Source organism: Streptomyces sp. NPDC046862 (assembly GCF_040704615.1).
Taxonomy (GTDB): domain Bacteria; phylum Actinomycetota; class Actinomycetes; order Streptomycetales; family Streptomycetaceae; genus Streptomyces.
This window is the reverse complement of sequence record NZ_JBEYXP010000052.1, coordinates 1-16,944: the sequence shown is the minus strand read 5'-3', so window position 1 is coordinate 16,944 and position 16,944 is coordinate 1. Positions and strand designations below refer to the sequence as shown.

The window sequence follows — 16,944 nt, the reverse complement described above, 5'->3', positions numbered from 1 at the left end:
CCCCTCGTGCGTGTTCCACCCCACCCCTGAACCTCGCGCCTACCCACCGGAGAGGGGAGGTAACAGGTGTCCGACAAGGCGCGGACGATCGTGTGGGCGAGGCGGGACGTATGCCAGGATTGGGAACTTACGACAGTGCACCCAGGGGGGAGTTGGATGTACGGCAAGAGGGGGGCACGGGCGTCCGTGGCCGTCGCGGGGGCGGCTTTGCTCGTCGCCGGCTGTTTCGGGGGAGACGGCGGCGACAAGGAGGAGGACAAGGGCTCGGGAGCCAGGATCAGCCAGCAGCCCAAGGGCTCGGACCCGTTCTGGGTCAACCCCGAGGGGAACGCGGCGGAGCAGGTGGCCGCGTACGAGAAGTCCGGCAAGAAGGACGACGCGGAGCAGATCCGCAAGATCGCCGAGCAGCCGACGGCGGAGTGGCTGACGCCGGAGAGTGCGGAGCAGGAGGCCAAGGGGTTCACGGCGGCGGCGCAGCAGGCCGACCGGGACGCGATCCTCGTCCTCTACAACATCCCGCACCGCGACTGCGGCCAGTACTCGGGTGGCGGCGCGGCGGACGGAAACGCGTACCGGGCCTTCATCGACAAGGTCGCCAGCGGCATCGGTGACCGGCCGACCACGGTGATCCTGGAGCCGGACGCGGTGCTGCACCTCGTGGACGGGTGCACGCCGGACGAGTTCCACGAGGAGCGCTACGACCTCCTCAAGGGCGCCATCGGCAAGCTCAAGTCCCTGAAGAACACGAAGGTCTACCTGGACGCGGGCAACGCCGGCTGGGGCAAGCCCGACCAGATCTTCGAGCCGCTGAAGTGGGCGGGCGTGGACCAGGCCGACGGGTTCTCGGTCAACGTCTCGAACTTCTACACCACCGAGGAGTCCATCAAGTACGGCAAGGAGCTCTCCGCGAAGGTGGGGAACAAGCCGTTCGTCATCGACACCAGCCGCAACGGCAAGGGGCCGTACACCGGGGGCAAGGCCGACGAGCGCTGGTGCAATCCTCCGGGGCGCGCGCTGGGGGAGTCCCCGACCACGAAGACGGCTGATCCCCTTGTCGACGCGTATCTGTGGGTCAAGCGGCCTGGTGAGTCGGATGGTGAGTGCAAGGGTGGGCCCAAGGCGGGGGAGTGGTGGCCGGAGTACGCCTTGAAGCTTGCGAAGGCCTCGGGCTGATCGGCGCTTCGTAGGGGGCCTGTAGGTCGGTTCTGCGCGTGCGGGTCCGTTGTGGCTTGTCGCGCCCACGCGGCGGAGCCGCATATTCAACACAGCCCCGCGCCCCTAAAAACAACAGCCCCCGCGCCGTCGCGCGGGGGCTGTTGTTACGAACCCTACGGAACCCTCACCCACTGCGCCTTGCTCGGCGTTCCCTGGTCGTCCGTCACGAACAGCATGTACCAGCCCGACTGGACCAGGTTGCGGTTCTTGGGGACGGTGACCGTGAGTTTGTCGCCGGAGGTCTTCAGGTCCAGGGCGATGGACTTCTGGTCGACGTCGGTGACGTGGGTGGAGGCGCTGGGGCGGATCAGGCGGGCCGCCTTGATGGACGCGGCGTGCTTCGTGGAGAAGGTCGCCGAGCCACCCCGCTTGACCGTCTTCGGGCCTCCGGAGAGGGACGGCTGCGCGTCCCCGTACAGGTACGGCGGCGTGTAGATCTCGATGCGCTGCTCGAACTCGCCCGGCTTGGTGTTGGCCGCGTCCTCGTAGAGCGAGTCGGAGCCGAAGAACATCACCCGGCCGTCGGGGAGCAGGAGCGACCCCGAGTGGTAGTTGCGGCCCACCAGCGGGTCGGCGACCCGGCGCATGTCGCCGCTCTTCGCGTCGTAGAGCCGCGACTGGAGGATGTTGGAGGCGCCACGGCCTCGGTAGTCCTCCGAACCACCGGAGATGAGGACCGTGTCGTCCGGCAGGATCGAGGCCTGCGGATAGCGCGTGCCCTTCTCCATCGACGGGCCGTCCACGAACTTCGGGTCGTCCTTGAGCAGGTCGACGATGCGGGTCTTCTCGCTGGACTTCTCCGACTCGCCGACCCCACCGCCGCCGATCACCATGTACTTCTCGTCCTGCGCGGGCGGCAGCAGCACCGTGCCGGCGGTCTCCAGCAGCTTCTGGTCGCTCATGCCAGGGATCTTGGTGAACTTGTTCGTCTCCAGGTCCCAGACGCCCGGGTCGCGGCCCACGTCGTCCGGCCCGTATCCGGCGTTGGCGCCCGAGTAGAACAGCTTGCCGTTCTGCATCAGGGAGATCGCCGGGTACGTCGGGAACTGGCGGATCTTCTTGGTGTACCGCCACTTCCTGGTCGCCGGGTTGTAGATCTCGTTCTTGCCCGGCACCAGCTGGCCGATCTCGTCCAGTCCGGACAGGGAGAGGATCTCGCCGTCCGAGAGCGTGGTCAGCGTCGGGTACCAGCGCGCCTCGTTCATCGGGTCGACCTTGATGTACTTCTCGGCGACCGGGTCGAACTCGAAGGCGTCCCTGATGCCCTGGAAGTCCTTCTTGTCGAGGGCGAGCTTCTGCGCGATGCCGTACGTGTTGCGCGCGTCGGCGCCCGTGAGGGCCTGGATCCGGTAGTTGTCCTCGGTGCCGGTCTCGTACTTCTTGCCGCTCCTTGCGGCCTCGACGTAGATACGGCCGAGTCCCGGGTCGTTGCGCAGGAACGCGCCGGTCGCCGGGTCGAACACCTTCTTCGCGCGCGGGACGAGCACCGGGTCCTTGGAGATGAACGTCTTGCCGTTCTCCTTGCCCGTGAACTTGGTGCCCGCGGGAAGGGTGATCGGCTTGTCCGGGTTCTCGTTGTGGACGACCATCAGGCCGCCGGCCTTGGTGATGTCGCCCTTGAGCTTCTCGTACCGCTTGGTGCCGCCCGCGATCAGCAGGTTGCCGTTCGCCAGCTGGGTGTGGCCCGTGCAGAACAGGTCCTTGGGCGTCGGGATCTTCTTGATGGTGCCCTTGACCGGGTCCCAGATCCGGGTGTCGAACTTCTTCGCGTCGAAGTTGTCCTGGTCGTTGCCCGACCCCGCGATCAGCAGCACCTTGCCCGTGTGCAGCAGGGCCGCGTGGATCGTGTTCTGCCGGTACTCCTCGGGGAACTGGACGATGTCCCACTTGCCGTTCGCGGCCTTGTACTCGGGTCTGTTGATCTTGTAGTCGTGGTACTTCTCGGTCCCGACGCGGTACAGCCACGGCCCGTTCATCCCGGCCAGCGCGAGGACCACCGCCGCGCCTATCGCCAGACGACGAGCGCGACGGCGGCCTGCACGGTCTGTCATTTCTTACGTCCCCCAAGGGCGATCTGCATGGTCTGGTCGTTGCCCCCGTTCGTGGCCGCCCAACTCGGTTTGTGCTGCGGCGCGTGGCCCGCGTGGGGTCCCTGCGGGCCCTGCTGGACCGGCAACTGCTGGGTCGGTGTCACGGCGCCCTGCGCCGGCTCCGCGGCCGGTGCCGTGCCCTTGGGCTTCTTCGCGTCCTGCCGCATCTGCCAGCGCCAGGCGAACATCGGCGAGGCGGTGATCAGGAGCGCGAACGTCGCCCAGATGATCATCGCGGGGTGCGAGTGGCCGAAGTAGAAGCCGGCCCCGATCGAGCCGCCGAAGATCGCGATGAAGTACCAGTGGTAGCGGAAGGTCCCGAACCAGGTGTCGGGGCTCGCCGAGTCGCCCTTGGGGGTGACGACGAACTTGCTCTTGCGGCGCAGTACGGAGTCGATCAGCGCCTTGGCGTAGAGCGGCGCCGACAGCGCGGACATGATCATGCCGGCCACACCGCCGGAGCCCTCCGGCTCGTGCGGCGAGACGTTGTGACGGCGGTTCCAGATGTACAGGCCGATCTGCAGTGCCGAGGCGTTGCCGTACAGCATCAGCCAGACCGTCGGGTCGATGTTCACACCCGAGGCGCCCAGGCCCAGGAACAGCGCACAACTGAGCGCCGCCAGGATCCAGTTCAGGGCCGACATCGGGTAGAAGATGATCATCATCGTGTAGTTGAAGAGCTTGCTCGGCGGCAGCGAGTACCAGCCCTTCCAGTACTGCTTGAGGATCGTCTCGTACGTCCCTCGCGACCAGCGCATCTGCTGGGTGAAGAAGTCCGTCCAGGCGTTGGGGCCCTCACCGACGGCGAGCACGTCCGGGGTGTAGACCGAGCGCCACTTGTGGCCCGTCGCCGGGTTCTTGTGGCGGTGGATCTCGAAGCCCGTCGCCATGTCCTCGGTGATCGAGTCGTACAGACCGCCGATCTGCTTGAGCGTCTTGATGCGTACGGCATTTGACGTGCCGACGAACATCGGGGAGCCGTACCTGTTTCCCGCGCGCTGGATCAGCGCGTGGAAGAGGAACTGCTGCGACTCGGCGGACTTGGTGATGGGGTTGTCGTAGTTGCCGTACACCTGCGGGCCGATGACGAAGCCGACGTCCGGGTCGCGGAAGAAACCGAGCATCCGCTCCAGGTAGTTGGGCAGCGGCACGTGGTCGGTGTCGACCGAGGCGAAGTAGTCGTAGTCGTCGCCGTGCGCGTCCAGCCAGGCGTTGTAGTTGCCGTGCTTGGTCTTGGCGCGGTGCGGGCCCTTGGCCTGGTTCCACTTCGCGACGCCCTTGCGGGAGAAGTGGTGCACGCCGAGGCGCTCGCAGACCGCCTTCACCTCGGGGTCGTCGCCCTCGTCCAGGAGCCAGACGTGCATGAGCCCGCGGTGGCGGATCCTCACCGCGGCCTCCAGTGTCTTCGTCACCATCTCCAGCGGCTCCTTGCCGGGCACGAAGGAGGTGAGGAAGGCGACTCTGGTGCCGACCTCGGGCACGACCGGGATCGGGTCGCGGGCGACCAGGGTGGCGTGCGCGTTCGACAGCACGTTCATGCAGCGGAAGAACTCGATCAGACCGATCGAGACCAGCATCACGATGTCGAGCGCCGGCAGGAAGTCGTAGGCCGGATAGTCCCGTTCGGTCCAGTGCTCCGGCTGCAGCAGCCAGAACAGCAGGACCAGGGAGAGCACCGGGGCCGCGCCCAGCATGAGGGCGGCGCGGACGCGGTGGGGCTCCTGCGAGAGCAGTGAGCGGTACTGCACCTTGTACGGCTTGGTCGGATCGGGTTGAGTGAGGGGGCCCGCAAGCCGGCTGTAGTGCTCGTAGTCGTATCTGGGCAGGGTTTTCTTGATCCTGCGGAAGCTGCCCGTCCGATGCGACGGCACCCTGAGCTGGGTGGTTTCGGACGGGTCGAAGTTCTGCCGGGCGCCCGTCGGCGTCGACGTCATGAGTCATTCCCCCCGCACACACGTCAGAGTGTGTGTTCGTCGGTCCTTCCGCCCGGTTCGGGTCCCCCTCGACCGTTCCCGGACGCATCAGTGGTAGGCCTGCGTCCCCACGTCATCTACACCTTATAGACACGGGACGAAGACCTTCCGGTTGCATGATGCCCCCCTCGGACATCTGTTCAAGAGCGGGGCCCGCTCCCCACCAGGGCCGAACCCGGCAAAGCCCCCCAGCTGCCGTGTATCCGCAGTCTCTTACGGCCCAGGGTTCTACGGCGTTCATCATGATCGCAAGATGGGAAACACGGTGTTTACCGGTCATACGGGCACATTGGGTTGCGGTAACGCGCATATGACAAAGAGGCCCCTCGCCGCGCGAGGGGCCTCTCCGGTCGGTGCGCCGCCAGGGACTCGAACCCCGGACCCGCTGATTAAGAGTCAGCTGCTCTAACCAACTGAGCTAGCGGCGCCTGCTGACCCGGAAAACTCTACCCGATCGCAAGGGGTGCTCCTGACCCGCGGCCCCACAAGGCCGGTTCTCCGGCGGGGCGCCGCCGCGGTCGGCTTCACCCCTGGTGCGCATACGGGCGTGTCCCCCATTTGATGGCGTGCGTACATCGTTTGGACCGTCAACATGCGACATCGGGCGACAGTTGTGAAACTGACGATCATGCGGAAACGCGGAAATATCCAGTCGGCGGCCGGAAGGGAAGTACATGGAGACCCCGGTATTCGAGGAATTCGATCCCGCGAAGGACTGCGAATGCCCCGGATGTGTGCACTGGCGGCGGGTCCTGCCGCGTTCCCGGGCGCACGGCGGCGTCGGCCGTCCGACGACCCGCCATGCCCTCGTCCTGGCCGCCGCGGCGGGCACGGCACTCTGCGCGGGGCACGCCGTGCCGGCGGTCGCGGCCGCCCACGGGCCTGTCGTTCCGGGCATCCCCGCAGATGACGGGCCCGACACCCCTCAGGGGCCGGAGGCTCCGCTGCACGGCGCGACGGGCCAGCCGACACCCGACGGCCCCGACTCGGATACCGCCGAACTTCCCTCGATCACCCGCGCGGAGATCATCAACCGGGCCAAACGGTGGGTCGCGGCCCAAGTCCCGTACAGCATGACCTCGTACTGGTCGGACGGCTACCGGCAGGACTGTTCGGGATTTGTCTCGATGGCCTGGAACCTGGGCCGGAACGAATGGACGGGCAGCCTCGGCACATACGGCGTACGGATTTCCAAGGATGAACTGCAACCGGGTGACATGCTCCTCTTCCATAATCCGGCCGACCCTCAGAACGGCTCGCACGTGGTCATTTTCGGCGGCTGGACGGACTCCACGCGCGCCTATTACGTCGCGTACGAGTCGACCCGTCCGTACGCCCGCCGACAGGTGACGCCGTACGCCTACTGGAAGAACTCCAGCCGCTATGTGCCGTACCGCTACAAGGGAGTGGCGGCGGGGAACGCGGGGGCGGAACCGGAGGAGCCCAGGGAGGCCGACGAGTTCCCCGGAACGGTCTACTTCGGACCGGGCGCGAACAACGCGTACGTCACCCGATTGGGGCGCATGCTCGTGCAACGGGGCGCGTCGAGCTTCTACACCACCGGTCCCGGGCCGGTCTGGACGGAGGCCGACCGCAGGGCCACGAAGGCGTTCCAGGAGGCGCAGGGCTGGACCGGGGCGGCCGCGGACGGGCTGCCGGGCCCGACGACGTGGGAGTACCTGGTCGAGGGGGTGGGGCGGGACATTCCGGCGGCGGGGAGTCCGGGGGCGCCGGGCCGGACCGGCTCGCACGGAGTCGACGGCTATCCGGGGCGCGGGATGTTCCGGCCCGGGATGAACAACCCGCACGTCACCGAGCTGGGGCGGCAGTTGGTCCGCAAGGGGTTCGGCAAGCACTACGCCGTGGGCCCGGGGCCGCGCTGGACGGAGGCGGACCGGCGGAACGTGGAGGCGTTCCAGCGGGCCCAGGGGTGGCGCGGCAGGGCGGCCGACGGCTATCCGGGGCCGGAGACGTGGCGGCGCCTGTTCTCCTGACGGGCTCCTCATTGTCCTCGTAGTCCTTCTTCACGGTTCTACGTTCGGTTCTACGTTCGGTTCCACCTGCGGTTCTTCCTGCGCGGAGGCATGGAGGCGCATATGAGTACGACGATTTCGCCGACGCCGGAGCCGGCGCCCGAGAGGGTCGCTCGCCCGGTCCGGCTCATCCAGAACGAGGCCACCACCGAGATCCCCGTGCACCTGCTGTTCCGGGACGACGTCGACCCGGTGGCCGTGCCGCTGGCACCCACCGTCGTGGGGCGGCGCCGGGGGACGGGCGAGCAGCCGAGGGTGCGGCAGGGGCTGCCCGGACAGGTGCGGCCACGGCCCGCGCCCGAGGTCGACCCCGAACTCGTCGAGCGGGGCGCACGGGTGCTGCCCGGAGTGGCCGGGGTGCTGGCCGGGACGTGTGGGGTGGCCGGATGTGTGCTCACCTCGTGGTGGGCCGGGGTGCTGCCGAAGGCCGTACTGGCCGCGGCGGGGCTGCCCGAGTCACCGGGCGCGGGGCTCGGTCCGGCGCTGTGGGCCGCGTACACCGGGGCCGGCGCGCTCGGCCTGTTCGGGTTCGGCGGGCTCGCACGGGGCCGGACCGGGCGGGCCTGGGTGCTCGGGCTGTTCGGGCGGTACCGCGGGACCGTACGGCGCACGGGGCTCATGTGGGTCAACCCGCTGGTGCTGCGCCGCCGGGTCGACGTACGGCTGCGGCACTGGCGCAGCGAGCCGATGCCGGCCGTGGACGCGAACGGGGTCGCGCTCCGGGTCGTCGTGCTCGTCGCCTGGCGGGTCAAGGACACCGCGCGGGCGGTGCTCGGGATCGAGGACCACGAGCAGTACCTGCGCGAGTGCGTGGAGGCCGCGCTGTCCCGGGTGCTCTCCCGGCTCCCGGCCGACGTGCCGCCCTCGGCCCTCGTCAAGGACGCGACCCTGCGCAACACCGACGCGGTGAGCGAGTCGCTGACCCGGCTGGTGGCGGCGGAGGCGGCGCCGGTGGGCCTGGAGGTGTTCTCCGCCCAGCCGACCCGGATCGAGTACGCGCCCGAGGTGGCCGCCGTCATGCAGCGCCGCCGGATCGCCGCGCTCGACGCCCAGCACCGCGACACGGTGCTCTCCTCGGTCGTCGACTCGGTCGAGGACACCGTGACCCGGCTGACCATGCGCGGCCTGGTCGAACTGGACGACTACGAGCGCAAGGCGCTGGTGAAGGACCTGACGGTGGCGTTCTACACGGGGCGAAGCGAAGTGGCCCCCTGATTGGTATGGACATGCTCAAATGCCGGTCATAATCTGGGACTTGGTCTAGACCTGAAATCCGTACCTGACATCCGTACGCGTCCCACACGCGTACGCGCACTCCCCACCGCATCGCGATGCGCACGCACGGCTCACGGAACTCCCCACGTCTCCAGGAGCACAGCATGCGTCAGAAGACCAAGTGGTACGCGGCCGCGGTCGGTCTCGCCACGACGGGAGCCCTCGTGCTCTCCAGCGGCGGCGCCTCCGGCCACGGCTACACCGACCTCCCCATCAGCCGGCAGAAGCTCTGCCAGAACGGCACGGTCACGGGCTGCGGCGACATCCAGTACGAGCCGCAGAGCGTCGAGGGGCCGAAGGGCTTCCCGGGCTCCGGGCCGTCCGACGGTCAGCTCTGCTCCGGCGGGGTCGGCCGGTTCGGCCAGCTCAACTCGGCCACCAAGCCGGGTGGCGGCGCCTGGCCCACGACCAGGGTGACGGGCGGTCAGAACTACACGTTCCGCTGGCAGTTCACCGCCATGCACGCCACGACCGACTTCAAGTACTACGTCACCAAGCAGGGCTGGAACCAGAACCACGCCCTGGCACGTTCGGACCTCAACCTCACCCCGTTCTTCACGGTCCCGTACAACGGCCAGCGCCCGCCGTCCACGCTCTCCCACACCGGAAGGCTGCCGTCCGGCCTGAGCGGCCACCACGTCATCCTCGCCGTGTGGACCATCGCGGACACGGGCAACGCGTTCTACGCCTGCTCGGACGTCACGTTCTGATCCGGCGCGGGTAGGACTCGCGTGCGCCGGGACCACGAGCTCCGGCGCACGCGACCAGTTCTGAGCATCTCTTGAGGAGATCGCGCGCCGGGCGCGGGTACGTTCCCCCACACGCCGCCGATCATGGCGGCGCACGGAACACCGGGGGACGCGCATGGAGCTCTTTCTTCTGTTGGTACCGGCGTTCATGATCGCCATCGTCGTGTTCGCGGCGGTCAAGGTGATCGGCCGTTCCCGCGAGATGAGGCGGGCCTGGAGCAGCGGCCTGACGGCCGAGGCGCGCTGCCTGCGGTCGTACGCGACGACCAGCGGCGGGGGTCAGGCCGCCGTGCGGACGACGCTGCACCACGTCTACGAGTTCAGGACGTGGGACGGTCGCGTCATCCGGTTCGACGAGACGAACGGGCCGTCGACGCGGGTCGAGGGCGACATCGTGATCGTGCGCTACACGCCGGACCGACCCGAGCGGGCCACCGCCCACCCGCCGAACCGTTCCGGGAACGCGGTGGCCACCGGGTGCACCCTGGGCTGTCTGGGTTTTGTGCTCCTCTGCGCCCTCGGCTTCACCATGGTCGTCCTCTCCCTCCCCAACTGACGTAGCGTCAGCTACCGTGCGCCCTCATGGAGTCCACGAGGCGTACGATCGCGGAACTCGTCGCCGCCCGCTGGGGCGACCACCGGCCGGGACTGTGGTTCGAGGACCGGGTGCTGAGCCACCACGAGATGGCCGCCGGGGCCGCGGCCCGGGCGGCCCTGCTGGCCGATCTGCTGCCGGCGGGGGCCGAGCCGCACGTGGGCGTGCTGCTCGACAACACCCCCGAGTACCCGCTGTGGATCGCCGCGGCCGCGCTGTCCGGTGGAGCCGTCGCGGGGATCAACCCCACCCGCCGGGGCCCGGAGCTGGCCCGCGACATCCTGCACACCGACTGCCGGGTCCTCGTCACCGAGCGGGCCCACCTCCCGCTGCTCGACGGCCTCGCCCTGCCGGGCATCCGGCTCCTGGTGACCGGCACGGCCGCGTACGAGGACCTGCTCGCGCCCTACGCCGACGCCGAGCCGGACCCGACTCGCGCCGGTCCCGACGACCGTCTCCTGCTCTACTTCACCTCCGGCTCGACCGGCGCGCCCAAGGCCGCGATCTGCTCCCAGGGGAGGCTCGCGGCGGCCGGACGGTCGCTGGTCGAGCACTTCGGGGTGCGGGCGGACGACGTGCACTACGTCTGCATGCCGATGTTCCACGGCAACGCGGTGATGGCCGACTGGGCACCCGCGCTCGCGGCGGGCGCCGGGGTCGCGCTGCGGCGGCGGTTCTCGGCGTCGGGGTTCCTGACGGACGTACGGAAGTACGGGGCGACGTACTTCACCTATGTGGGCCGGGCCGTGAGTTACGTCCTCGCGACCGAGGAACGGGACGACGACCGGGACAATCCGCTCCGGCTCGGCTTCGGCACGGAGGCAGGGGTGGTGGACGCGGCGGCCTTCGAGCGCCGGTTCGGGGTGCGGCTGGTGGAGGGGTACGGGTCCTCGGAGGGCGGGGCGGCCGTGCAGTGGTCGCCGGGGACGCCGGCCGGGGCGGTGGGGAAGGCGGCGCCCGGCCTGGCCGTCCTCGACCAGGAGACGGGCGCGGAATGCCCGCCGGCCGTCTTCGACCCGTCCGGCCGGCTGCTGAACGGTGAGGCGGCGATAGGCGAGCTGGTCAACCGTGGCCCGAACCCCTTCGAGGGGTACTGGCGCAACCCGGAGGCGGAGTCCGAGCGGCGCCGGGGCGGCGCCTACTGGACCGGTGACCTCTTCTACCGGGACACCGACGGCTACCTCTACTTCGCCGGCCGCACCGACGACCGCATCCGCGTCGACAGCGAGAACCTGGCCGCCGCGATGATCGAGAACATCCTCGCGCGGTACGAGGGTGCGGACGCGGTCGCCGTGTACGCGGTACCGGATCCGGTGACCGGGGACCAGGTGATGGTGACGGTCGCCGGGAGCTTCGAGCCGGAGGGGTTCGCCCGCTTCCTGGCCGCCCAGCCCGATCTCGGTACGAAGATGGCGCCCCGGTTCGTGCGGGTCGTACAGCGGATGCCGGTCACGGCCACGAACAAGATTCACCGGGCGTTGCTCAGGAGGGAGGGGCTGCGTTGCGCCGATCCGGTGTGGTGGCGGCCGCCGGGGGAGCGGGCGTACCGGAGGCTGGCCAGGGAGGACGCCGAAGGGCCCCTCGCTCCCACGAGAGGCCCTTCCTGAGGGGGTGTGGGTGGCGGAGCCCCCACAACGCGCGGCGAAGCCGCGCAAGAACGACGATGGCGAGGAGGTTCGCGCTTTCCGCGAACACGCCTCGCCATCGTCATCGTGCGCCGCCAGGGACTCGAACCCCGGACCCGCTGATTAAGAGTCAGCTGCTCTAACCAACTGAGCTAGCGGCGCAGACTCCGTCGCTTTCCGCTCTCGCGGGCGGCGACAAGAGAAATACTACCTGGCCTGATGGGGTGCTCCTGACCGTTCCCAAACGTGACCTGGGTCTCTCTGGCTCCCGGCGGGCACCGCCTAGATCGCCAGTGACAGCAGCACCGGCGCCGCGCCCCGGTTCAGCGTGTCCGCCGCGTGCCTCAGTCGGTGCGCGTGCTCCACGGGCAGCGACAGCGCCAGGCAGCCGACGGAGGAGCCCGCGGTGATCGGGACGGCCGCGCAGACCGTGCCCACCGCGTACTCCTGGAGGTCGAGCACCGGCACCGTGGGCGTCTGGGCGTCCAGCGTGCTCAGCAGCACCCTCTCGTTGGTGATCGTGCGCGAGGTGAGGCGGGCCGGTCGGTGCCGGGAGAGGTGGTCCCGGCGGCCGTTCAGGTCGAGCTGTCCCAGCAGGCTCTTGCCGATCGCGCTGGCGTGACCGGAGGAGCGGAAGTCCACCCACTCGTGGACGGCCGGGGTCGTCGGGCTCTGGGCGCAGCCGGTGACGTCGATCTCGCCGTCGACGTACCGGCTGATGTAGACGGCGGCGCCCAGTGAGTCGCGCAGCCGGTCGAGGGTGTGCTGGAGCCTCTCGCGCACGGCCAGGTCACGGTCGCGGGCGGAGCCGAGGCGGCTCAGGGTCTCCCCGGTCACGTAAGCGCCGTCGGTGATCTGCTCGACGTATCCCTCACGCCGCAGCATCCGCAGGAGGGAGGTCAGCCGCTCCCTGCCGAGGCCGGTCTGGCGTGCGAGTTCGGCGTCGGTGACGCCGGCGGCGCGTCGTGCCACGGTCTCCAGGACGCGCAGGGCGTCCTGGGCCGAGTGGTACGGCGCGGTCGGCTCGTGCTTGAGCGCCACGGTTCCCCCTGCGCTTCTCGGGCCGGTTTTTGGACAGCGAAGCAACGCTTGCCGTTGTCCACGATACGGCCCAAGAGGCGTAGGGGGAGGGGTTGTTCGCGAGAAAGTTGGCGCACCACCGGGGCTCCCAACAGGGGTGCCAGCACTCTGGCATATGCCAAAGTCATGACCCATCGGGTGTGACCTGGGGTGTTGAACCGCTTACCTCCCGTAATCAGAGAACCGCGCCGAGAAACTCCCGCGTTCGCGCGTGCTCGGGATCGCCGAAGATCTTCTCCGGCGGCCCGGACTCGATCACATGGCCGGAATCGAACATGAGAACCTGATCCGAGATGTCGCGGGCGAAGTTCATCTCGTGGGTCACGCACAGCATCGTGATGTCGGTGGTGCGGGCGATGTCACGGAGGAGGTCGAGCACGCCCGCGACCAGCTCGGGGTCGAGCGCCGAGGTCACCTCGTCGAGCAGCAGCACCTGCGGCCGCATCGCCAGCGCCCGTGCGATCGCCACCCGCTGCTGCTGCCCACCGGACAGCTGCGTCGGATAGGCGTCGCACTTGTCCCCGAGGCCCACCATCTCCAGCAGCTCGCGGGCCCGCTGCTCCGCCTCGTCCTTGGACATGCCGAGGACGGTGACCGGGGCCTCGGTGATGTTGCGCAGGACCTTCATGTTCGGGAACAGGTTGAACTGCTGGAAGACCATCCCGATCTTCTTGCGGACCTCACGGACCTGCTTCTCGCTCGCCGGGAACAGCTGGTCCCCGGCGACGGTGATCGTGCCCTCGTCGGGCTTGAGCAGGGTCATGAGCAGCCGCAGGATCGTGGTCTTGCCCGAGCCCGACGGTCCGATCAGCGTGACGTGCTTGCCCGCGTCCACGGAGAAGTCGAGGTTGTCGAGGACCGTGTTGCTCCCGAACCGCTTGGTCACGTGGTCGAAGCGGATCAGCTCGCTGCCGTCCACCGGCGGATTGGCGCCTGCGTCGGGTTGCTTCATCAGAGGGGTGTCAGCGGACAAGGCGTCGCTCCATGGCTCGTACGAGAAGGGAGGCCGGGTAGGCGATGAAGATGAAGGCCACACCGATCACCGTCAGGGGCTCGGTGAACTGGAAGTCCTGCTGGGCGAACAGCCGCGCCTCGCCGAGCATCTCCAGAACGGTGATCGTCATCAGGATCGGCGTGTCCTTGAGCATCGCGATGACGTAGTTGCCGAGGGCGGGCACGACACGGCGGATCGCCTGCGGCAGGATCACCGCGGTCCAGGTGCGCCGCAGCGGAAGGTTCAGCGCGATGGCCGCCTCCCACTGCCCGGCGGGCACCGCCTCGATGCCGGCCCGGTAGACCTGCATCGTGTACGTCGAGTAGTGCAGCCCGATGGCGAGGATGCCCGTGGTCAGCGCCGAGAACGTCACGCCCCACTCGGGCAGCACGTAGAAGAAGAAGAACAGCTGCACCAGCAGCGGGGTGTTGCGGATGAACTCCGTGACCGCCCCGACCGGCCAGCGCACCCAGCGCGACGGCGTCCGCATCAGCAGCGCCCACACCAGGCCCAGCGCGAACGAGATCAGCGAGCCCAGGGCGAGGATCTGCAGGGTGAGCAGCAGTCCGTCCCAGAAGCGTGGCATGAAGTCGGCGACAGCGCCCCAGTCCCATGTCATCCGACAGCACCTCCCGCGCCCACGCCGGTCGTCTCAGGACGCCGCAGCTCCTGCTGGGGCGTGTTCCCGACCGGCTTGCCGAGCCCGGCCTTGAGTTTGCGCTCCAGTCCGCGCATCAACCTCGTGAGCAGGAAGGCGATGACGAAGTAGATCAGCAGGACGTACGTGTAGATCTCCGTGCTCTCCTGGAGGGCGAGCCGCACCAGGTTGGCGCTGAACGCCAGATCGCCCATGCCCATGACGGACACCAGCGCGGTGCCCTTGAGCAGCTCGATCAGCAGGTTCGAGAACGGCGGGATCATCTCCGGCACCGCCTGCGGCAACAGGATCAGCCGCATGCGCTGCCACGGCGTGAAGCTCAGCGCGATGCCGCCCTCGCGCTGCGCCGGGTCCACCGAGTTCAGGGCGCCGCGCACGATCTCCGTGCCGTACGCCCCGTAGGTCAGTCCGAGTGCCAGCGTGCCCGCCCACAGGGGCACCAGCTGCCAGCCGAAGGCCAGCGGCAGCACGAAGAACACCCAGAAGATCATGATCAGCGCCGACGTACCGCGGAACACCTCGGTGTAGAGGCCCGCGAGGAAGCGGACGATCCACAGCCGGTGGGTACGGGCGATACCGACGGCGAAGGACACGACCGTGGCCACCAGAGTGCTGAGGACCAGCAGTTGGACCGTGACCCAGATGCCCTTGAGTACGAGTTCCCAGAGTCCCGATGTCATCCGCGACAGAGCTCCTTCGCGGTCATGTCGGTCATCTCTTCCTTGGTGAAGCCGAAGGGCTTGAGGATGCGGAACAACTCGCCGCTCTCCTTGAGCTTCCGCAGCTCCGCGTTGAAGGCGTCACGCAGCTTCGTCTCGGTCGGCCGGAAGGCGAACCCCCCGCCGTCCACATGCGGCTTTCCCTTGACGAGCGGCGCGAAGGGCTCGGTGGCCTCGGTCTTGCGGGACTTCTTGACCACCTCGCGGACGGTGAGCGCCGTCCCCGCGAACACGTCGACCCGCCCCGCCTCGACGGCGTTCAGGCCGGCGACCTGGTCGGGCACGATCAGGATGTCGCTCTCCTTGTAGCCCGCCTCCACGGCGTACCCGATCTCGGCGTACCCCGTCCCGGTGGCGAACTTCGCCTTCTTCTCGACGATGTCCTTGTAGTCGCGCAGCCCCTTGGGATTCCCCTTCCGCACGATGAAGGAGTCCTTCATCTGGTAGTCCGGATCGGAGAAGATCACCTGCTCGCAGCGCTCCGGGTTGATGTACATCCCGGCCGACACGACGTCGAACTGCTGCGAGTTGAGCCCGGGTATGAGCGAGCCGAACTCGGTGGGCACCGGCTGGACGCGATCCACGCCGAGCCGCTTGAAGATGACCCTGGCCAACTCGGGCGCCTCGCCCGTCAGCTGACCGTCCGTGTCGATGTAGCCGAAGGGGATCTCGCCCGCGATGCCGAGCTTGGCGACGCCCTGTGCCCGGAGCCGGTCGAGCAGCTCGCCGCCCTCGACACCGGCTGCCGCGGTCGGGACCCGGCTGCATCCGGCGGCACCCAGCGCGCCGAACGCCGCGACGCCGGCGAGCAGCGACCTCCGGCTCGTCCCTCTTATCCCCGCCCGTTCCTTTGCGCGTTCCCTCGCGCGTCCGCTTGCGTCGTTTTCACGTCGTGGAGCCATGGGCGCGCGGCTACCCGAGACCATGCGAATTATGCAGTCCGCTTTCGGCCCCGTCCCTGGGAGAGGCCCTCTTGACGACGAGCAGCGCACGGCTTGCCATGGAGTGCATGGCCGACCGCTACATCGAAGTCTCGCTGGTCAAACGGCAAGTGCACTGCACGGCGAAGCTCCTGGACGATCGGGCGCCGATCACCTGCGCCGCGGTCTGGGACGCGCTGCCACTCGCCAACGACGTCTACCATGCCAAATACGCACGAAACGAGATCTACGCCCTCTTCCCGGCGTTCGCCTCGTCGGAGCCACCGCTGGAGAATCCGACGGTGACTCCGATCCCCGGGGATCTGTGCTACTTCGCCTTCTCGGGCACCGAACTGGGCACCCAGGCGTACGGCTACGACCGCGACGTCCGTCCCGGCACGACGGTCGTGGACCTGGCCCTGTTCTACGAGCGCAACAACCTGCTCCTCAACGGGGACGTGGGGTGGGTGCCCGGGATCGTGTGGGGGCAGGTGGTGGAGGGGCTGGACGCTATGGCTGAGGCGTGCAACGACCTGTGGAGGGCGGGGGCGCTGGGGGAGAGCCTGAGCTTCCGCCGCATGGAGTAACCCCCGGGTTTCCTCGCCCCCGCCGCCCCTACCCGTCCCATCTCCAGGGGCGCTGCCCCTCCGACCCCGCACGGGGCTCCGCCCCGGACCCCGTTCCGGGGGCCGGCCCCCGGACCCCCGCTCCTCAAACGCCGGAGGGGCTGAGTGGTGCGGGGCTGCGCTGGATAGATCGGGCGGCGCTGGAGGGTGCCGGGGGGCGCTGGATGGTGCGGGGCTGCGCTGGATAGGTCGGGCGGCGCTGGAGGGTGCCGGGGGGGCGCTGGAGGGTGCGGGGCGGCGCTGAGTTTTCCCGGCCGGGCCGGCTTTCAGGGCCGCCGGGAGCCGCACGGTTTTTAGGGGCGCGGGGAACTGCGCGACCAGCCCCCACCCACCCGCACCCAACCCACCCACCCCAGACGCCCCTCACCTCACGGGGGTCTGGGGGCGCAGCC

At 68.9% G+C, this 16,944-nt stretch carries 14 protein-coding genes and 2 tRNA genes; 7 read left to right on the top strand and 9 right to left on the bottom strand.

Features of this window, described 5'->3' with window-relative positions; translation table 11 throughout:
• Positions 1-156 precede the first annotated feature (156 nt).
• Positions 157-1,173, top strand: a complete 1,017-nt coding sequence (locus AB0959_RS40935; RefSeq protein WP_366831900.1) for a glycoside hydrolase family 6 protein — start codon at positions 157-159, stop codon at positions 1,171-1,173.
• Positions 1,174-1,328: 155 nt separating this feature from the next.
• Here AB0959_RS40935 and AB0959_RS40930 read toward each other — a convergent pair whose 3' ends face one another.
• From AB0959_RS40930 to AB0959_RS40920, 3 genes are all read right to left on the bottom strand, one after another.
• Positions 1,329-3,266, bottom strand: coding sequence for a kelch motif-containing protein (locus AB0959_RS40930; protein ID WP_366831899.1), 1,938 nt, complete (start codon positions 3,264-3,266; stop codon positions 1,329-1,331).
• On the bottom strand, positions 3,263-5,239 hold the full coding sequence (locus tag AB0959_RS40925; protein ID WP_366831898.1) for a glycosyltransferase family 2 protein: 1,977 nt from the start codon (positions 5,237-5,239) through the stop codon (positions 3,263-3,265). The genes AB0959_RS40930 and AB0959_RS40925 overlap by 4 nt, the downstream gene beginning before the upstream one ends.
• 393 nt (positions 5,240-5,632) lie before the next feature.
• Positions 5,633-5,706: transfer RNA gene (locus AB0959_RS40920), tRNA-Lys, on the bottom strand.
• 246 nt (positions 5,707-5,952) lie between these two features.
• Here AB0959_RS40920 and AB0959_RS40915 point away from each other — a divergent pair.
• The 5 genes from AB0959_RS40915 to AB0959_RS40895 all read left to right on the top strand — a co-directional run bounded on the left by AB0959_RS40915 (position 5,953) and on the right by AB0959_RS40895 (position 11,537).
• Positions 5,953-7,272, top strand: coding sequence for a peptidoglycan-binding protein (locus AB0959_RS40915; RefSeq protein WP_366831897.1), 1,320 nt, complete (start codon positions 5,953-5,955; stop codon positions 7,270-7,272).
• Between the two features lie 102 nt (positions 7,273-7,374).
• Complete coding sequence (locus AB0959_RS40910; RefSeq protein WP_366831896.1) at positions 7,375-8,526, top strand: SPFH domain-containing protein; 1,152 nt, start codon at positions 7,375-7,377, stop codon at positions 8,524-8,526.
• A 164-nt stretch (positions 8,527-8,690) separates the two neighbouring features.
• Positions 8,691-9,296, top strand: coding sequence for a lytic polysaccharide monooxygenase (locus AB0959_RS40905; protein ID WP_366831895.1), 606 nt, complete (start codon positions 8,691-8,693; stop codon positions 9,294-9,296).
• A 154-nt stretch (positions 9,297-9,450) separates the two neighbouring features.
• Positions 9,451-9,891 carry a DUF3592 domain-containing protein gene (locus AB0959_RS40900; RefSeq protein WP_366831894.1) on the top strand — a complete coding sequence of 147 codons (441 nt, stop codon included), beginning with the start codon at positions 9,451-9,453 and terminating at the stop codon, positions 9,889-9,891.
• Between the two features lie 26 nt (positions 9,892-9,917).
• Positions 9,918-11,537: a long-chain-fatty-acid--CoA ligase gene (locus AB0959_RS40895; RefSeq protein ID WP_366831893.1), complete on the top strand. Its 1,620-nt coding sequence runs from the start codon at positions 9,918-9,920 to the stop codon at positions 11,535-11,537.
• 106 nt (positions 11,538-11,643) lie between these two features.
• On the opposite strand, the gene AB0959_RS40890 is transcribed toward AB0959_RS40895, so the two are convergent.
• The 6 genes from AB0959_RS40890 to ehuB all read right to left on the bottom strand — a co-directional run bounded on the left by AB0959_RS40890 (position 11,644) and on the right by ehuB (position 15,932).
• A tRNA-Lys gene (locus AB0959_RS40890) sits at positions 11,644-11,717 on the bottom strand.
• Between the two features lie 120 nt (positions 11,718-11,837).
• Positions 11,838-12,596 carry an IclR family transcriptional regulator C-terminal domain-containing protein gene (locus tag AB0959_RS40885; RefSeq protein ID WP_366831892.1) on the bottom strand — a complete coding sequence of 253 codons (759 nt, stop codon included), beginning with the start codon at positions 12,594-12,596 and terminating at the stop codon, positions 11,838-11,840.
• A gap of 214 nt (positions 12,597-12,810) precedes the next feature.
• Positions 12,811-13,587: an ectoine/hydroxyectoine ABC transporter ATP-binding protein EhuA gene (gene ehuA / locus AB0959_RS40880; RefSeq protein ID WP_366831891.1), complete on the bottom strand. Its 777-nt coding sequence runs from the start codon at positions 13,585-13,587 to the stop codon at positions 12,811-12,813.
• Between the two features lie 10 nt (positions 13,588-13,597).
• The gene (gene ehuD, locus AB0959_RS40875) at positions 13,598-14,248 is read right to left on the bottom strand and encodes an ectoine/hydroxyectoine ABC transporter permease subunit EhuD (RefSeq protein ID WP_366831890.1); all 651 of its coding nucleotides are present in this window, start codon (positions 14,246-14,248) and stop codon (positions 13,598-13,600) included.
• Positions 14,245-14,967, bottom strand: a complete 723-nt coding sequence (gene ehuC, locus AB0959_RS40870) for an ectoine/hydroxyectoine ABC transporter permease subunit EhuC (RefSeq protein ID WP_366831889.1) — start codon at positions 14,965-14,967, stop codon at positions 14,245-14,247. The genes ehuD and ehuC overlap by 4 nt, the downstream gene beginning before the upstream one ends.
• Positions 14,964-15,932 (bottom strand): ectoine/hydroxyectoine ABC transporter substrate-binding protein EhuB, encoded by a 969-nt coding sequence (gene ehuB / locus AB0959_RS40865; RefSeq protein WP_366831888.1) that lies wholly within the window; start codon positions 15,930-15,932, stop codon positions 14,964-14,966. Before ehuB ends, ehuC begins: the two co-directional genes overlap by 4 nt.
• A gap of 83 nt (positions 15,933-16,015) precedes the next feature.
• Here ehuB and AB0959_RS40860 point away from each other — a divergent pair, with 83 nt between their 5' ends.
• On the top strand, positions 16,016-16,513 hold the full coding sequence (locus tag AB0959_RS40860; protein ID WP_366831962.1) for a DUF3830 family protein: 498 nt from the start codon (positions 16,016-16,018) through the stop codon (positions 16,511-16,513).
• Positions 16,514-16,944: the final 431 nt, after the last annotated feature.